The 15355-nt window shown below is 66.0% G+C and carries 14 protein-coding genes; 13 read left to right on the top strand and 1 reads right to left on the bottom strand.

The genetic code is table 11. From position 1 onward, the window contains the following. Positions 1-6: 6 nt before the first annotated feature. The gene (locus tag FA94_RS11255) at positions 7-1518 is read right to left on the bottom strand and encodes a collagen-like triple helix repeat-containing protein (RefSeq protein WP_035550871.1); all 1512 of its coding nucleotides are present in this window, start codon (positions 1516-1518) and stop codon (positions 7-9) included. A 658-nt stretch (positions 1519-2176) separates the two neighbouring features. Here FA94_RS11255 and FA94_RS11250 point away from each other — a divergent pair. The 13 genes from FA94_RS11250 to FA94_RS11190 all read left to right on the top strand — a co-directional run bounded on the left by FA94_RS11250 (position 2177) and on the right by FA94_RS11190 (position 15312). After that, positions 2177-2353, top strand: a complete 177-nt coding sequence (locus FA94_RS11250) for a Flp family type IVb pilin (RefSeq protein ID WP_035550868.1) — start codon at positions 2177-2179, stop codon at positions 2351-2353. A 138-nt stretch (positions 2354-2491) separates the two neighbouring features. Further along, the gene (locus FA94_RS11245; RefSeq protein ID WP_035550866.1) at positions 2492-2992 is read left to right on the top strand and encodes an A24 family peptidase; all 501 of its coding nucleotides are present in this window, start codon (positions 2492-2494) and stop codon (positions 2990-2992) included. Between the two features lie 89 nt (positions 2993-3081). Next, entirely contained in the window at positions 3082-3510 is a 429-nt protein-coding gene (locus FA94_RS11240) for a TadE/TadG family type IV pilus assembly protein (RefSeq protein WP_231584933.1), read from the top strand. A gap of 115 nt (positions 3511-3625) precedes the next feature. After that, positions 3626-4573, top strand: coding sequence for a Flp pilus assembly protein CpaB (gene cpaB / locus FA94_RS11235; RefSeq protein WP_035550863.1), 948 nt, complete (start codon positions 3626-3628; stop codon positions 4571-4573). 154 nt (positions 4574-4727) lie between these two features. After that, entirely contained in the window at positions 4728-6017 is a 1290-nt protein-coding gene (locus tag FA94_RS11230) for a type II and III secretion system protein family protein (protein WP_051981208.1), read from the top strand. Positions 6018-6149: 132 nt separating this feature from the next. Further along, positions 6150-7391 (top strand): fimbrial protein, encoded by a 1242-nt coding sequence (locus tag FA94_RS11225; protein WP_035550858.1) that lies wholly within the window; start codon positions 6150-6152, stop codon positions 7389-7391. A gap of 3 nt (positions 7392-7394) precedes the next feature. Next, positions 7395-8768, top strand: a complete 1374-nt coding sequence (locus FA94_RS11220) for a TadA family conjugal transfer-associated ATPase (RefSeq protein ID WP_035550855.1) — start codon at positions 7395-7397, stop codon at positions 8766-8768. Further along, entirely contained in the window at positions 8761-9780 is a 1020-nt protein-coding gene (locus tag FA94_RS11215; RefSeq protein ID WP_035550852.1) for a type II secretion system F family protein, read from the top strand. The genes FA94_RS11220 and FA94_RS11215 overlap by 8 nt, the downstream gene beginning before the upstream one ends. A 2-nt stretch (positions 9781-9782) precedes the next feature. Beyond that, positions 9783-10793, top strand: a complete 1011-nt coding sequence (locus FA94_RS11210) for a type II secretion system F family protein (RefSeq protein ID WP_035550850.1) — start codon at positions 9783-9785, stop codon at positions 10791-10793. Between the two features lie 10 nt (positions 10794-10803). Next, positions 10804-11655 (top strand): tetratricopeptide repeat protein, encoded by an 852-nt coding sequence (locus FA94_RS11205; RefSeq protein WP_035550847.1) that lies wholly within the window; start codon positions 10804-10806, stop codon positions 11653-11655. A 58-nt stretch (positions 11656-11713) separates the two neighbouring features. After that, positions 11714-12115 (top strand): DUF3613 domain-containing protein, encoded by a 402-nt coding sequence (locus FA94_RS11200; protein ID WP_231584931.1) that lies wholly within the window; start codon positions 11714-11716, stop codon positions 12113-12115. A 79-nt stretch (positions 12116-12194) separates the two neighbouring features. Beyond that, complete coding sequence (locus FA94_RS11195) at positions 12195-13910, top strand: TadG family pilus assembly protein (RefSeq protein WP_231584929.1); 1716 nt, start codon at positions 12195-12197, stop codon at positions 13908-13910. A 10-nt stretch (positions 13911-13920) separates the two neighbouring features. Next, positions 13921-15312: a sigma 54-interacting transcriptional regulator gene (locus FA94_RS11190; RefSeq protein ID WP_035550837.1), complete on the top strand. Its 1392-nt coding sequence runs from the start codon at positions 13921-13923 to the stop codon at positions 15310-15312. The last annotated feature ends 43 nt before the right edge of the window (positions 15313-15355 follow it).

The following is a 15355-nucleotide window of genomic DNA, read 5'->3' as shown; positions in this document are numbered from 1 at the left end:
AGCGGCTTACTTCTTACCCAGTCCGCCGAGCAGTCCGCCGACGAGCGAGGTCACCGGCGCCAGCGGGTTGCTGCCCGATCCTTTGCCGGAGGTGCTCGACAGCGACAGGCCGGCGCCGGAGTTGGTCGTGGCGGAGTTGGTCGTCGAGGTCGGCGTGGCGGCGGCCGTGGTGGCGACGCCGCCGAGCGCGTTGGTGACGCCCGACAACAGGCCGGTGACCGGAGCGAGCGGGCCGCTGCTGCCGCCGGCTGCGCCGGACAGGCCGCTCGTCACGCTCGACAGCAAGCCGGTAACGGGGGCGAGCGGGCTGCTGCCGCCGCTTGCGCCGCCGAGCGCGCCGGTCAAGCCGCTGAGCGGGCTGCCACCGGCGCCGCCGGTCAAACCGCCGAGGGCGCTGGTGATCGGGGCGAGCGGGCCGCTGCCGGCGCCGCCGCTCAAACCGCCGAGTACGCTGGTAAGCGGTGCGAGCGGGCCGCTGCCCGTGCCGCCGCCCAAACCACCGAGTACGCTGGTAAGCGGAGCGAGCGGGTTGCCGCCGCTGCCGCCGGTGAGCAGGCCGCCTACCGATGCGACCGTGGTGCCGGTATCGGTCACCGTATGGCCGAGCGCGGCCGTGATCGGGTTGCCGCCGGTTGCGGTCAACAGCGCGCCGGCCGTGCCGAGCCCGCCGCCCACTTTCGACAGCAGCGAGTTCAGCGGTGCGCCGAGTCCGGTGGTGTTGCCGACCGTTTGCGTGGTTGACGCCACCATCGTCGTGATCGGCGTGATCGCGGTGCTGAGGGTCTGCGTGACTTGCTGGACCGGGCCGGTCGAGAGTGCGTTGGTGAGCGTGCTGCCGCCATTCGTGACCGCGCCGCCGAGCGTCGTGACGACGCCGCCGAGCGGCGAGGTGAGCGCGGACAACGGCGCGAGCGGGCCGCTGCCGAGGCTCGTCACGAGGCTGCCGGCGTCCGTCACCGCGCCGCCGACATGACCCACGACGCCGCCCAGGCTCGACACCGTCGTGCCGACCGCGTTGCTGCCGGTGCCGAGTTGACCGAGGCCTTGCGAGACGCCGCCGCCGAGCGTCGACACCGCGGCGCCGACTTGCTGCACGATGCCGCCGGCGGCTTGCGTGGTTTGCGAGCTGACGCCCGGCAGGTTTTGCGAGCCGATCACGCTGCCGATGCTCGACACGGTCTGACCAGCATCGCCGATGATTCCGCCGCCGTTGTCCACTACCGTGCCGAGCGCGTTCGCAACCGGCGTCGTGCCGCTGGTGCCCGAGGTGCCCGACGTGCCGCTCGTGCCGGACGAACCGACGGTGGTGCCCGAGGTGCCGCTGGTGCCGGAGCCGCCCGAGCCCATCGAGCCGCTGCCGCTGGTGGACAGTGTGCCGCCGGCGGAGCCGCTGCCGTTGCTGCCGGTGCCGGAACTGAGGCTGCCGGAACCGCCGCAGGCGGCCAGCGTCAGCATCGCGGCAATGCTTGCCGCCATCAGGGTGGTCCGTACCGTCGTGTTGGTCGTTTGAATGTTCATGTCGCCCTCGCATCGCATGTGGTTGTTGGGTGCTGCTGCGTACCTATCTCTGCACGAGCCGTGCCATTTCGCCTGAGCAATTCGCAGGTTTTTTTCAGCACATGCCGCCGAGCCATACGCAATACGGCTCTGCGATGTTTTGATGGAGTGGGCGCTAAATCAGAAAGACGGTATTTGAAGCGATGCATTACGCATTAATCGACGTTGCGTAACGTAACGAGCCACGCGCGCCGTTACGGTGTACGGCGTAACGCACGCGCAAAGCGGGGACTGGCGCGCTTGAAACGTTCTGTTCAAACAAATAATTAGTGCAGCGAATCTAACTTATGGTTAGTACTATGTGCTGCAACGCACGAACTGCCGTTAACCTGTGTGAAGCGTTAAAACGCATAGGCTATAGGGATCAGGGAAGCGGACAATTGCTTAAATAAGATTGTTCGGCTATAAAACCCGAAAGCAGTAGAGATTGGCGACGGAGGTGCGTTATCGAACAGACAGCTGACACTGACGCGTTTTATTGAAGCAGGCTGCAAGGCGAGTGTTACCGCGGCGCAACAAACCGGACCATGAATGAGAGCTCAATGGTCCGTAGCGCTAAAGAATTCGCGGTTCGAGGCAGCTGGTAAACAAACGAAATAAACGAAGTCCGAGGGTAACAATGAAAAAGTTCACACAACGCTTCCTGAGAGATAACAAGGGCGTGACGGCCATCGAATATGGGCTGATCGCGGGGTTGATCGTGCTGGTCATCGCGGCCAGCGTCACGACCATCGGTACCAATCTCCAAACCGTGCTGGGTGATATTGCCGCGAAAATAACTGCGCCGGCGGCGTAAAAGCAACGCTGAAAGTCCCGCGGAACAGTCGGCAATTCGGCGTCCGTTCGTTTCGCGGCCTTTTTTTGCCATAGCCATTATGGTTAATGCGGATTGCCTGGCAATCCGCATGGCATTGCTTTGCCTGTCGAGTGCGAAATGAAAGCTTTTCTCGGGATCGTGATATTTGTGGCGTGGGCCGTGGTGGTCGCAGTTTGCGACTATCGCCGCCGACGTATTCCCAATTCCGTTGTCGTGGTCGGATTCGTCGCGGCATTCGGTTGCGCGCTCGGGCAATTCGGCCCATTCGGTGTTTCCCTTACACAAACATTAATGGGCGCGTCGATTGGGCTGGTCGCGCTATTGCCGTTTTTCGCACTCGGCGTAATGGGTGCGGCCGACGTCAAAGTGTTCGCGGTGCTGGGCGCGTGGTGCGGTATGCATGCGCTGCTCGGCTTGTGGATGGCGGCGAGTCTCGCCGCAGGAATTCATGCACTGTGGTTATTGGCGGTGACACGCACTCGCCTGGCCGGCCTCGGCCGCCACGGCGGACCCACGTTTGAGTTGGCCGGCAAAGCGTCCACGCCTTTTGCGGCGTATCTGACTGTCGCCGCAAGTGGCTGGCTCGGGCTGCAGGTGCTGAGCGGAGGCCTGCGATGAACCCGCGGCGCCTTCACGCTCGCGCTCCGTTAGCGGCGGCCCGACGCCTTCGTCTGTCCCGGCCTCGGCGCCAGGCGCAGCGCGGCTCGATGACCGTCGAATTCGCGCTGATATTCCCGGTGTTCTTCACGGTGCTGTATGCCATCGTCAGCTTCAGTCTGATCATGATGGCCCAGCAAATCATGACGCTGGCCGCCGAAGAAGGGGCGCGTGCCGCCTTGAACTGGACCAGCAACACGTCGCTGCAAAGCGCGCTGACCAATCGCGGCAATAACGCGTGTACCACGGCGAATCAGTTGACTGCCGCGCTCGCCAAGCTGGCGGGAACCGCGATCACCTGCACGCCGACCTCCGCGCCGTGCGGGGCCGGCAACGCGATGCAATGCATCAATGTCGCGCTGACCTACAACTACGCGAGCATGCCGCTCGTGCCGGCCTTGCCGATCATGCAGAACCTGCTACCCAGCACGCTGAGCAGCCTCGCCACCGTTCAACTCAACCCGGAGAATATCCAGTGACGCACGCGCCGGCTCCACGCCTTTCCGTCGCTGCCCATGCGCAGGCGCCTGAGTTCGAGCGCGCGCGTGGTTATTCGCACGGCAAGGCATCGTTCAACCGACGCAGCGAGTTCTCATGCCGAATCTGACCAAAATTCTCGCGGGTGTGCTGATCGTGCTCGCGCTGCTGCTGGGGATCCTCGCGTGGACGTTGTCGCGCCGGCCGCCGCCGACCACGGTCACGGCCGCGCCGCAAGCGAGCTTCGCGGTGGTCGTGGCGACCCGCGTGCTGCCGGCCGGCAAGCCGATCACGGCCGACGAACTGCGCGTGCAGTCGCTGCCGATCAATCCGAACGGCACCTTCAGCGATCCCACTCAACTGACCGGCCGCGTACCGAACGCGGACATCGGCCTGGACTCGCCGATTCTGGACACGCAGTTGGCGTCGGGGCTGGCCGAGCGCGTCGAACCGGGCGAACGGGCTCTCGCCGTGCGGGTCGACGAAAGCAATGCGGTCGGCAACCGGCTGCGGCCGGGTAATTTCGTCGACGTGTTCTTTACGCTCAAGCGTGACGGCTCGATGGGAGGCAACGGCGAAATCGACCGTACCCAGGCGCGTCTGTTGATGTCGAAAGTGCGCGTGCTGACGTTCGGCAACGCAACCGCGAGCGGCGACAGCGCGGGCGATCCCAACGGCATGGTGCGCACCGCGGTGCTGGCGGTGCCGGTGGCCGACGTCGATCGTCTGATGCTCGCCGAAAGCGCCGGCCGTCTGATCTTCGCGTTGCGCAATCCCAAGGATCCCGAAGTCGCCGATCAGAGCGCGTTGCCGGCTTATCCAGGCGTGCTGAAGACCGCGCTGCGCGCGGGCGCGGAGCCGTTGCAGGATTCGACCCGCGCCGCGGCCGGCGTGGCGCTCGATACGTTGTCCGGCAGCAGCGGCCCGGCGGGGGCGGGCGCGCGGCTGCCGCCATTGCCGTCGCATATGCCGTTGCCGGCGACACGCGTCACGGCCAGTACGAACACTACAAAGAGCGGTATCGAAGTGATACGGGGTGGGCGCGCCGAAACGGTCGCCTGGTAAGCGGTTTAGGGAGCGGGCGGCCTGACTCGTCCATGACTACATGACAAAACGGATTGTTGTATCTGGCATGACCGCCTGCCTTGGGCTGACGCTGCTGGCGGTATCGGTGGCGACCGACGCGGCCGGACCGGTGGTGGTACAGCGGGGCCAGGCCATGCAGGCAGCGACGCCGCCGCCGGGCGCGGCCGCGCCGACCATCGAACTGACGGTTGGCGCGCAGCGCTCGGTCGCGGGCGGCCATGCGTTGCAGCGGGTGGCGATCGGCGATCCGGCGGTGGCCGACGTGCTGATTATCAAGGGCGAGAAACGCGGCGGCGTGCTGCTGGTCGGTAAGGCGGCGGGCACCACCAGTCTGATGGTGTGGGAGCGCGATCGCGATGCGCCGCAGACCTATACGGTCAACGTGATCACCCCGGCGGCCGCATCGCTGCTCGGCCCTGACACGCCGAGCCTGAAGGTGCTCGGCGGCACCGCGGTGGTGGCCGGTTCGGCGGCGACGATGGAAGCGCATCAGCGCGCCGTGGTCGCGGCGGAGGGCTCGCTCGGCAAGGACGGCTCGGTGTTCGATACGTCGATGGTGGCGAGCCGCGCGGTGGTCCAGGTCGATGTCCGGGTGGTCGAGTTCAGCCGCACCGTGCTCAAGGAAATGGGCTTCAACTTCTTCAAGCAGAACAACGGTTTTTCGTTCGGTTCGTTCGCGCCGTCGGCGCTGACCTCGGTGTCGGCCACGGCGGGGCAGCAACCGCAGGTGACGAGTACGACGCCCATCACGTCGGCGTTCAACCTGCTGTTCAACTCCGCCACGCATGGGCTGTTCGCGAATCTGAGCTTGCTGGAAAACAACAACCTCGCGCGCATTCTGGCCGAGCCGACGCTGGTGGCGCTGTCCGGCCAGAGTGCGAGCTTTCTCGCCGGCGGTGAGATCCCAGTGCCGGTGCCGCAGGCGCTGGGTTCGACCTCGATTGTCTATAAGCCCTACGGCGTCGGGCTGACGTTGACTCCGACGGTGCTGAGTCCGCAGCGCATCGCGCTGAAGGTCGCGCCGGAAGCGAGCCAGCTCGACTTCACGAACGCGGTGACGATCAGCGGCGTGTCGGTGCCCGCGTTCACGACGCGGCGCGCGGACACCACCGTCGAACTCGGCGACGGCGAGAGCTTCGTGATCGGCGGGCTGATCGATCGCGAGACGGCGTCGAACGTGTCGAAGGTGCCTTTGCTCGGCGATCTGCCGGTGATCGGCACGTTCTTCAAGCAGTTGAACTACCAGCAGAACGAGAAGGAGCTGGTGATCATCGTGACGCCGCATCTGGTGTCGCCGCTGGCCAAGGGCGCAACCTTGCCGTCGACGCCGGGCGAGCAGTCCGAACAGCGCGACGCGCCGGTGTGGCGTTCGTTGATCGGCGGCGTGGCGGCACGCGACGCCGCGCCCGGCTTTTCGAAATGAACGCGGCGCTCGCGCGGGCGCCGCGCCGGTGGATTGAAGCAGCAAGCCGCAGGACGTGCGATCAGCGCACGTCCGCCGGCGGGCAGGACGAAGCGGCGGCCTTGCAGCCCATGCCGCATGAGGATGTTCCCCATGAACGCGAGAACGCATTCATTGACTGAACGGGCGGTCACCGACTATTTCGTGTTCGCGTCGCTTACGGACGGACACGTGCACTGGCTTACCGATACGCTGGTAGGCGCCGGCGTGGTCGAGTCCGCCACGCTCGATCCGACCATGCTGATGCAGCGCATCGCGACGCTCAATGCGTCGCTGGTGTTCGTCGACTTTTCAGGCGGCCGCGCGGCCGCGGCGAGTGCGGCGGCGAGCGCGGTGCGCAGCGCCTATCCGGGCATGCAGATCGTCGCGCTCGGCACGCTGGCCGAACCCGAAAGCGCGCTGGCCGCGCTGCGCGCCGGCGTACGCGATTTCATCGATATGTCCGCGCCGGCCGAAGACGCGCTGCGCATCACGCGCCAGGTGCTCGACAACCAGGTCGAGCCGGTCAGCCGCCATGGTCATGTGACCGCGCTGCTCGGCGCGCGCATCGGCATGGGCGTCAGCACGCTGGCCGCGAATCTCGCCGTGATGCTGCAACGGCGCGACGTCGCGCAGGGACGTCAGGCGGCGTTGCTGGATCTCGGCCTGCCGGCCGGCGACGGCTCGCTGCTGCTGAACACGCGCAGCGAATTCAATTTCGTCGAAGCCGTGCGCAATCTGCGCCGCTTCGATCAGACCTTCGTGTCGACCGCGCTGTCGCATCACGCGAGCGGCCTCGCGCTGACCACGTTGCCGCCGAATCTGGCCGACATGCGCGAGGTGTCGTACTCGTCGTCGATCGGTTTGCTGAACCGGCTGCGGGCGTTCTTCGACCAGCAGATCATCGACCTCGGCGGTTTTGCCAATAGCGAATTCATCGCGCACGTGGTGCAGGCCGTGGATGAAACCTGGCTGCTGTGCGACCAGGGCGTCGCGTCGATCGTGTCGGCCGTCGGCGTGCTCGACGCGCTGCGCGAGGAGGGCGTGGATACCGCGAACGTGCGCCTGATCGTCAACAAGTTCGACGCCGATCTCGGCCTGGCCGCCGCGCAGATCGCGCAGCGTCTGGATATTCCGTTGCTCGCCACCTTGCCGGAGCGGCGCGTCGCGCTCGGTCAGGCGGTCAACCAGGGGCATCTGCTGGTCGACGCCGCCGCGCGCGATCCGTATGCGCGCGCGCTCGAACCGTTGATCGAGCGTCTTGGCGGCGCGCAGCGCGCGGCCGCGCAGGCGCACGGTAAATCGGCGCTTGGCGCGCTCAAGCGTTTCATCCCAACCACTCACAAGCGGTCATAGACGATGGCAAAAGAGATCGAATTTGCCGACGACGCGCCTTCGTTCGCGCACAGCCAGCAGTTCCAGGACATCAAGAACGCTGCGCACGAACATCTGTTGACGCGTATCGAGGAACTCGGCTCGGAGTTCGGCCGCTGGTCGCGTAACGCGATCAACCAGTTCGTCGATCTGGAAATGGACAGCTTCGTCAGGCTGCGCCGGATTCCGATCAACGAGAGCGAAGTGCGCCTGATCGCCGAGGCGCTGACGAAAGAGTTGGCGGGCTTCGGGCCGATCGAGGATCTGCTCGCCGATCCGGCCGTCGAAGATATTCTGATCAACGGCTACAACGACGTGTACGTATCGCGGCACGGCATTCTCACGCGCATCCAGGTGCGCTTTGCCGACAACGCGCATCTGCTGCGGATCATCCGCCGCATTCTCGCGCCGATCGGGCGGCGGCTGGACGAGTCGAACCCGATGGTCGACGCGCGTCTGCCGAACGGCGGCCGGGTGAACGTGGTGATCGAGCCGCTGTCGATCGACGGCCCGATCGTGTCGATCCGGAAATTCCGTAAAGATCCGATGCGGCCGGACGACCTGCTCGCCAACGGCACCTACAACGACGAAATCGGCGCGCTGCTCGAAGCGGCGGTGGCGGCGCGCTGCAACGTGCTGGTGTCGGGCGGCACCAGTTCGGGCAAGACCTCGCTGCTGAACGCGCTGGCGTTTCATATTCCCGAGCCGGAGCGGGTCGTGACGATCGAGGACACGGCGGAACTGTCGCTGAACCATCCGCATGTGGTGCGGCTCGAAAGCCGGCCGGGCGGTTTCGACGGCGCGGGCGTGGTGACGATTCGCGACCTGCTGCGCAATACGCTGCGGATGCGGCCGGACCGCATCATCGTCGGCGAAGTGCGCGGCGGCGAGGTGCTCGAAATGCTGCAGGCAATGAACACCGGCCATGACGGTTCGATGGGCACCGTGCACGCCAGCTCGCCGCGCGAATGTCTGTACCGGCTCGAAATGCTGGCCGGCTTCGCGGGCTTCCAGGGCACCGAGTCGAGCTTGCGCCGACAGATCGCCAACGCGGTCGACTTCATCGTGCAGATCGGCCGGCTCTCGAATGGCCGGCGGCGGATTCTGTCGATCACCGAAGTCACCGGGCTGTCGGACAACATCATCGCAACCCAGGAGTTGTATCGCTACGAGCCGGTCATGACCGCCGAGGGCGACGAGCTGGACAACTGGGTATCGCTCGGCATTCATCCGCATTCGCCGAAGCTGGTGCGGTTCCGTCAGGCGTTGAGTGGCGGTGAGCCGCGCGGTAATGCGTTCGGCAATGCGGGCTTTGGCGGCGGTGGTTTTGGCGGCGGTAGCGGAGGCTTCAATGTCTAGCGCGGTGCTGGTCGTTGCGGCGCTCGCGCTCCTGTGCGCGGCGCTCGCGTTGCTGCTGTGGCAACGCAGCGCGCAACGCAAAGGCCAGGTGAGCACCGAACGTTTTATCGATAGCCGGATGGCGGCGGCCATGCCGGGCGCCACGGGACCGGCCGGCCTCGCCGGCGGCCCGCGTGTCGCACCCGCCCGTGTCGCGGCGCAGGTCGCGATCGCGCCACAAGCGCCGCCCGCCGACGCGGGCTGGCTGGCTTCCTGCCGCTACCTGCTGGCGCGCGCGCGCTTCATGCTGCGCCACATGCTGGAGCGTGCGGGTATCGTCGACGCCAAACGGCCGTTCGCCACCAGCGGGGCGATCGTGCTGCTGTTGTGCGGCTGGGCGGGACTCGCCCGTGGCGTGCTCGCCGCGCTCGTGGTTTTCGCGATGTGCTGCCTGTTGATGTATTTTTTCCTGACGATGCGCGTGAACAAGCGTCGCCAGTTGATCGTGCGGCAATTGCCGCTGTTTCTCGACGGCATCGTGCGTCTGATCACGCTCGGCAATAGCGTGCCGGCCGCGTTCCAGGCCGCGCTGCAAACCACCGAAACGCCGTTGCGCGAATGTCTCGACAACGTCTCGCGGATGCTGCGCACGGGCGTCGAAATCGATCGCGCGCTGTATCAGGTTTCGTTGATCTACGGCGTGCGCGAACTCGAACTGGTGGGCTCCGTGCTGCGTCTGTCCGTGAAGTACGGCGGCCGTGCCGACGTGATGCTCGACCGGATGGCGTCGTTCATGCGCGATCTCGAACAGGCCGAGCGGGAACTCGTGGCGATGTCGTCGGAAACGCGGATGTCGTCCTGGGTGCTGGGGGCGTTGCCGGTGGGCATCGGCGGTTTTCTGATCGTCTCCAACCCCTCGTATTTCGCTTCGATGTGGTTCGATCCGAGCGGGCGGCAACTGGTTTATCTGGCGTTCGCGTTGCAGGTGGTCGGCGCCTGGCTGCTGTACCGCATGGCGAGCCTGAGGGATTGACGATGCAAGCCCATCAACTGTTCGCACTCGCGCTGGCGCTCGCGGCGCTCGCCTTGCTGCTGGTTGCCGGCCTGGTGCTCGCGCGGGTGGCCGCGCAGCGGCGCACCGAACGCACCCTGGGTCATGCGCTCGACGAACGCGCATTGCAGGCGGCGGCGCTGACCGCCGCGGCGGCTCGCGCCACGGACGGCGCGCCCGCCGCGTCGAAGACGGCGGTGCGCGCCGCGCGGCCGACGGGTTTCAAAGGCGTGTTCGAACATCTCGTGCATGTGGGGATCCGCTGGCTCGATACGCCGTTCGGACGCCAGGTGGTGGCTGAAGAAGATCGCCGCCTGCTCGAACAGTGCGGTTTCGTCGATACGCGCACGCGCGGCCTGTTCCTGGTGTCGCGCTTGCTGGGCGCGCTGGTGTTGCCCGTGGTGGCCGGTACGCTGGCGCGCGGACAGGTGGACGGCACGCGCTACGTGGTGCTGGTGGTCATCGCGATGATGGCGGGCTTCATGCTGCCGAAGATTCTGCTGAAGCGCCGCGCCGGCAAGCGCCGCCGTCGCGTGGTCGACGAGTTGCCGCTGCTGGTCGATTTGCTGCGGCTGCTGCAAGGCGTGGGTCTGTCGCTCGATCAAAGTTTGCAGGTGATGGTCAACGATTTTCGCAGCGTGTTGCCGGTGCTCTCGAACGAGCTCGAAATCGCCCAGCGCCAATTCGCCACGGGCCGCACGCGCGAGCAGTCGCTCAACCGGCTGGCCAGCAGCTACGACAACGAAGATCTGCGCGCGGTCATCCGTCTGCTGGTGCAGGTCGACCGGCACGGCGGTGCGGTGCAGGAGCCGCTCAAGCAGTTCGGCGACCGTCTGCGCGAAACGCGTCGCGCGATGCTGCGCGAACGCATCGGCCGGCTCGCGGTGAAGATGACGGGCGTGATGATCGTGACGCTGTTGCCCGCGCTGATGATCGTCACCGCGGGTCCTGGCGTGCTGGCCGTCACGCGTTCGTTTCATTCGGTGCATCAGTAAGGATTGCTCCATGGTTCAGTGTCTGCCTTTCGATTTCACCCGGCGTGTGTCGCGTTACGCGCCGGCTGTCGCCGCTTGCATGCTGCTTGGCGCTTGCACGTCGCAAGTGCTGACGGGTTACGGCGTCGGGCCGCAGGCCGAGCGCGCGGCGATGGCCCAGCAGCAAGCTAATCGCGATCCCGCGCCGGACACGCCCGGCGTGTATCTCGGCCTGATCGACAAGATGCAGGCGCAAGGGCTCTACTTCGCGTCGCTCGCGCATATCGACGCGTACGAAAAGCAGTACGGCGCGAGTCCGGACAGCCATCTGCTGCGTGCCGACGCGTTACGCATGACCGATCAGCCGGACGCGGCGGCGCAGGCATACGGTCTTTTGCTGAAGACGCCGTTGGCCGCGCGCGGCTACCGGGGGCTGGGGTTGATCGCCGGTGCTGCCGGCGATTTCGCGCGCGCCGCGCAAGCGCTGGAGCAGGCGTCGCAACTGGAGCCGACCGACGCGGTGACGTTGTCCGATCTCGGTTATGCGCGACTGCGTAACGGCGATGTGGATGGCGCGCGCGTGCCGCTGATGAAGGCGGGAGAACTCGATCAGAACAATCCGAAGATCGTCAGCAATGTGGTGCTCTATCTGCTCGCCAATGGCGAGCAGGCGCAGGCGCTGGCGGTGATGAATCAGCAGAAACTGACGCCGGACGTGCGCGCTGCGATTCGCAGCGACGCGGCGAAGGTGGCGGCGGCCGGGCGGGCTCAGACGCGCGGCGCGCCGGCGCCGGCGCAGCCACAAGCCGGACAGATGGGGACCGTCGCGAGCGTGCAGGGTATCGAACCGGCGCCGCGTTTGCTGCAGCGGTTCGCGCAGTGACCGGGCGAAGGCGACGCGAGCGTCGCACGAATGCCGGTTGGGTAATCAGGGGGCGGACATGACAGACAACAAAACAGGAACATGGGGTGGGGTGGCGCGGCGGCTGGGCATGGGCGCCGCGCTGGCGGCGTCGATCGGCGGTTCGGTCGGTGCGCTTGCGCAGACGGACGACGCAGCGCAGGCCGTTCAGCCCTCTCAGACGATGCAACCACCGGTGCGCGCCAGCGAAGTGGGGCATAGCACGCGCACGTGGCTCGACCTGCAGAGCAGCAACGCGCAAGCGGCGCCGGCGCTGCCGATGCTCGGCGCGGAAGCCGGCCTCGCCTATCGGCGGTACATGGAATCGTTCAAGAGCAAGATTCCCGATCTCTACGGCTCGATGCTCAACACGACCGGCGGCGGCGGTGGCAGTGGCGGCGGCAGCGGGTCGGGCGGCGTGACCGGCGGTGGCGCTAACTGACATGCGCGGCCGCCCGTCGTCCGTGACGCGTCCCGACCGCTGCGCGCGCCCGCGTGCGCAGCGCCGCGCCGGCACGCGCATGCACGGTCAACGTGGCTCGATCGCCGTACTCGCGGTGATCTGGCTGAGCGTGGCGATTGCGGCGCTCGGCGTGCTGGACGTCGGCAACGTGTATTTCGCGCGCCGGTCCTTGCAGCGCACGGCCGATCTGGCGGCGCTGGCGGCGGTGCAGATGATCAGCTCGTCAGGCGGCTGCACGGCCGCCACCACCGCCGCGCAACAGAACGCGGCGGCCAACGGCTTCAGCGTCGGCGGCACGACGACGATCGCCACCACCTGCGGACGCTGGGACACCAGCACCAGTACCTACTTCGGCACGACCGGCAATCCGTTGAACGCGGTTCAGGTGCAGACCAGCCAGGTGATACCGTATTTTTTCCTCGGACCGAACCGCACCGTCGCGGCCACGGCGACCGCGCTGGCATCCAACATCGACGCGTTCTCGCTCAGCACCGGCATCGCCACGATCAATACGCAACAGTCGGCGTTGCTCAACGCGATTCTCGGTGGTTTGCTGAATACCAGTGTGGCGTTGACCGTGGGTAATTTCCAGAGTCTCGCGGGGGCGACCATCAAGCTGTCGGATCTGATGGTGGCGCTGGGTGCTTCGTCGATGCAGGGCCTGCTCTCGACCACCGTGACTTATCAGCAGTTGATGCTGGCGATGGTCCAGGCGTTGCAGGCGGGCGGCGATACCGTCAATGCCGCGATCCTACAGACGCTGGCCGTCACGGTGCCGGGCGGACAGAACATCACCATCGGGGACAACGGGCAGAGCGCGCCGGGACTGCTTGCGCTGGGTCTGTCCAATCCGAACGCCGCGGCAACCGCGACGATCGACGCGCTCGACGCGGTGATGGTCGCCGCGCAGATCGCGCAGAGCAATCCGAACGGCACGGGGCCGGTGATCAACGTGACGACCGGGCTGCTCGGGGTGGCGGGGATTTCGTTGCAGATCATCAATCCGCCGGTGCTGGCGGTCGGCGAGGGCGGGACGACGACCGTCAATGGTGTGACCACGGGCCGCACGATGGCGCGCACGGCGGTGGCGAACGTGACCATCAATCTGCTACCGGCGCTGTTGCCGCCGTTCACGGTGGGTCTTCCGCCGCTGGTATCGGCGTCGATCGCCACGCTGAATACGCCGCTCGTGGTGACGTTGGGCGTGGCCTCCGGTACGGCGACGTTGAACCCGGTCGACTGTGAAAGCACCAAGGCGGCCACCACCGCGACGATTCAGGTGGCGCCGGGCATTCTGAACGCCTGTATTGCCGGCGATGCGTCGTGTAGTAAACCGGTCAACGTGGCGACGGTCACGGCGACGTTCCTCGGTCTCACCGCGCAGGTCGCCAATGTCGTCCTGAACAACGTGCGCTTGCCGGTTAATCCCGGTACGACGACGCCGCTGGTCTTCAATGGCTCGTCGGGTAGCTTCGACTACAGCCAGAGTGCGAACTCCAACGCGCTCGGCAGCGATGGTTCGGTATTGACCACGCAATTGCTCGGCAGTCTGGGCACCCTGCTGAAGGTGTCGCTTTTAAACAATCTGATCGATATCTCGTCGCTCCCGATTGTCGGCAACTTGGCGAGTTCCTTGACACCGGTGCTGCAACCTGTCTTCAACCTGCTCGACACTGTGCTCATTCCGACGCTCTCGCTGCTCGGCGTGCAAATCGGCACGGCCACCGTCCACAACATGTCGCTGACATGCGGCGTCCCGCAACTGGTCAACTAGCCTATTCACGATGAGAACCACCGCCAAAATCGAGGAACTCGATATCTACGTCTGGGAGGGCAAGGCCGATATCGTCGACCGGGTCGCACGCTGCATGGCGAGCTTCGACGTCGAAGTGATCCGCGCGGACGATGTCGCGATTTCGCCTGAACGGACCGCGTCGCGGCCATCGCTCGCAATCATCAGTGTCTCGGTGATCGACAGCGGCGCGCTGGTCCTGCGCGACTGGCAGGCCGCGCACGGCATCCCGGTCGTGTGGGTCGGCGCCGCGCCGCGCGACCACGATCCGTCCAGCTACCCGTCCGAGTATTCGCACATTCTGCCGCTCGACTTCACCTGCGCCGAACTGCGCGGCATGGTCATGAAGCTGGTCGCGCAAATTCGCGCGCACAGCGCCAAGACGCACGAATCCGACGCGATGATCGCCAACTCGGAGTGCATGCAGGCGCTGCTGCACGAGGTCGACACCTTCGCCGACTGCGACACGAGCGTGCTGGTGCATGGCGAGACCGGCGTCGGCAAGGAGCGCATTGCGCAACTGCTGCACGAAAAACATACCCGCTACGGGCAGGGCCCGTTCGTCGCGGTGAATTGCGGCGCGATTCCGGACGGCCTGTTCGAATCGCTGTTCTTCGGCCACTCGAAAGGCTCGTTCACCGGGGCGGTCGTCGCGCATAAAGGCTACTTCGAGCAGGCCGACGGCGGCACGCTGTTCCTCGACGAAATCGGCGACTTGCCGCTCTACCAGCAGGTCAAGCTGCTGCGCGTGCTCGAAGACAGCGCGGTCACGCGGATCGGCTCGGCCACGCCGGTCAAGCTCGATTTCCGGCTGGTGGCGGCCAGCAACAAGGTGCTGCCGCAACTGGTGAAGGACGGCACGTTCCGCGCGGATCTCTACTACCGGCTGGCGGTGATCGAGTTGAAGATTCCGTCGCTCGAAGAGCGCGGCGCGGTCGACAAGATCGCGATCTTCAAGGCGTTCATTTCGCAGGTGGTCGGCAACGAGCGTCTGTCGGCGTTACCCGATCTGCCTTACTGGCTCGCCGACGCCGTTGCCGACACCTACTTCCCCGGCAACGTGCGCGAGCTGCGCAATCTCGCCGAGCGGATCGGCGTGACGGTGCGCCAGATTGGCGCGTGGGACGCGGCCCGTCTGCAGCGGCTACTGGCGCTGGCGCGCAGCACGCAGCCGGTGCCCGCCGAGAGCGCGGCCGAGGTGCTGGTGGACCGCAGCAAATGGGACATGGCGGAGCGCAACCGCGTGCTCGCCGCGCTCGACGCAAACGGTTGGCGTCGCCAGGATACGGCGCTCTATCTGGGCATCAGTCGTAAGGTTTTGTGGGAGAAGATGCGCAAGTACCAAATTTTCGACGAAGAGCCCGAAACCCGCGAAAGTGAGTAATAATGAGACGGTTGTACTAAAACAAAAACTGTTTAAGCAGGAA

The organism is Burkholderia sp. 9120 (assembly GCF_000745015.1).
Lineage (GTDB): Bacteria > Pseudomonadota > Gammaproteobacteria > Burkholderiales > Burkholderiaceae > Paraburkholderia.
Note: the sequence above shows the minus strand (reverse complement) of the source record. Positions and strands in the feature narration are given on the sequence as shown.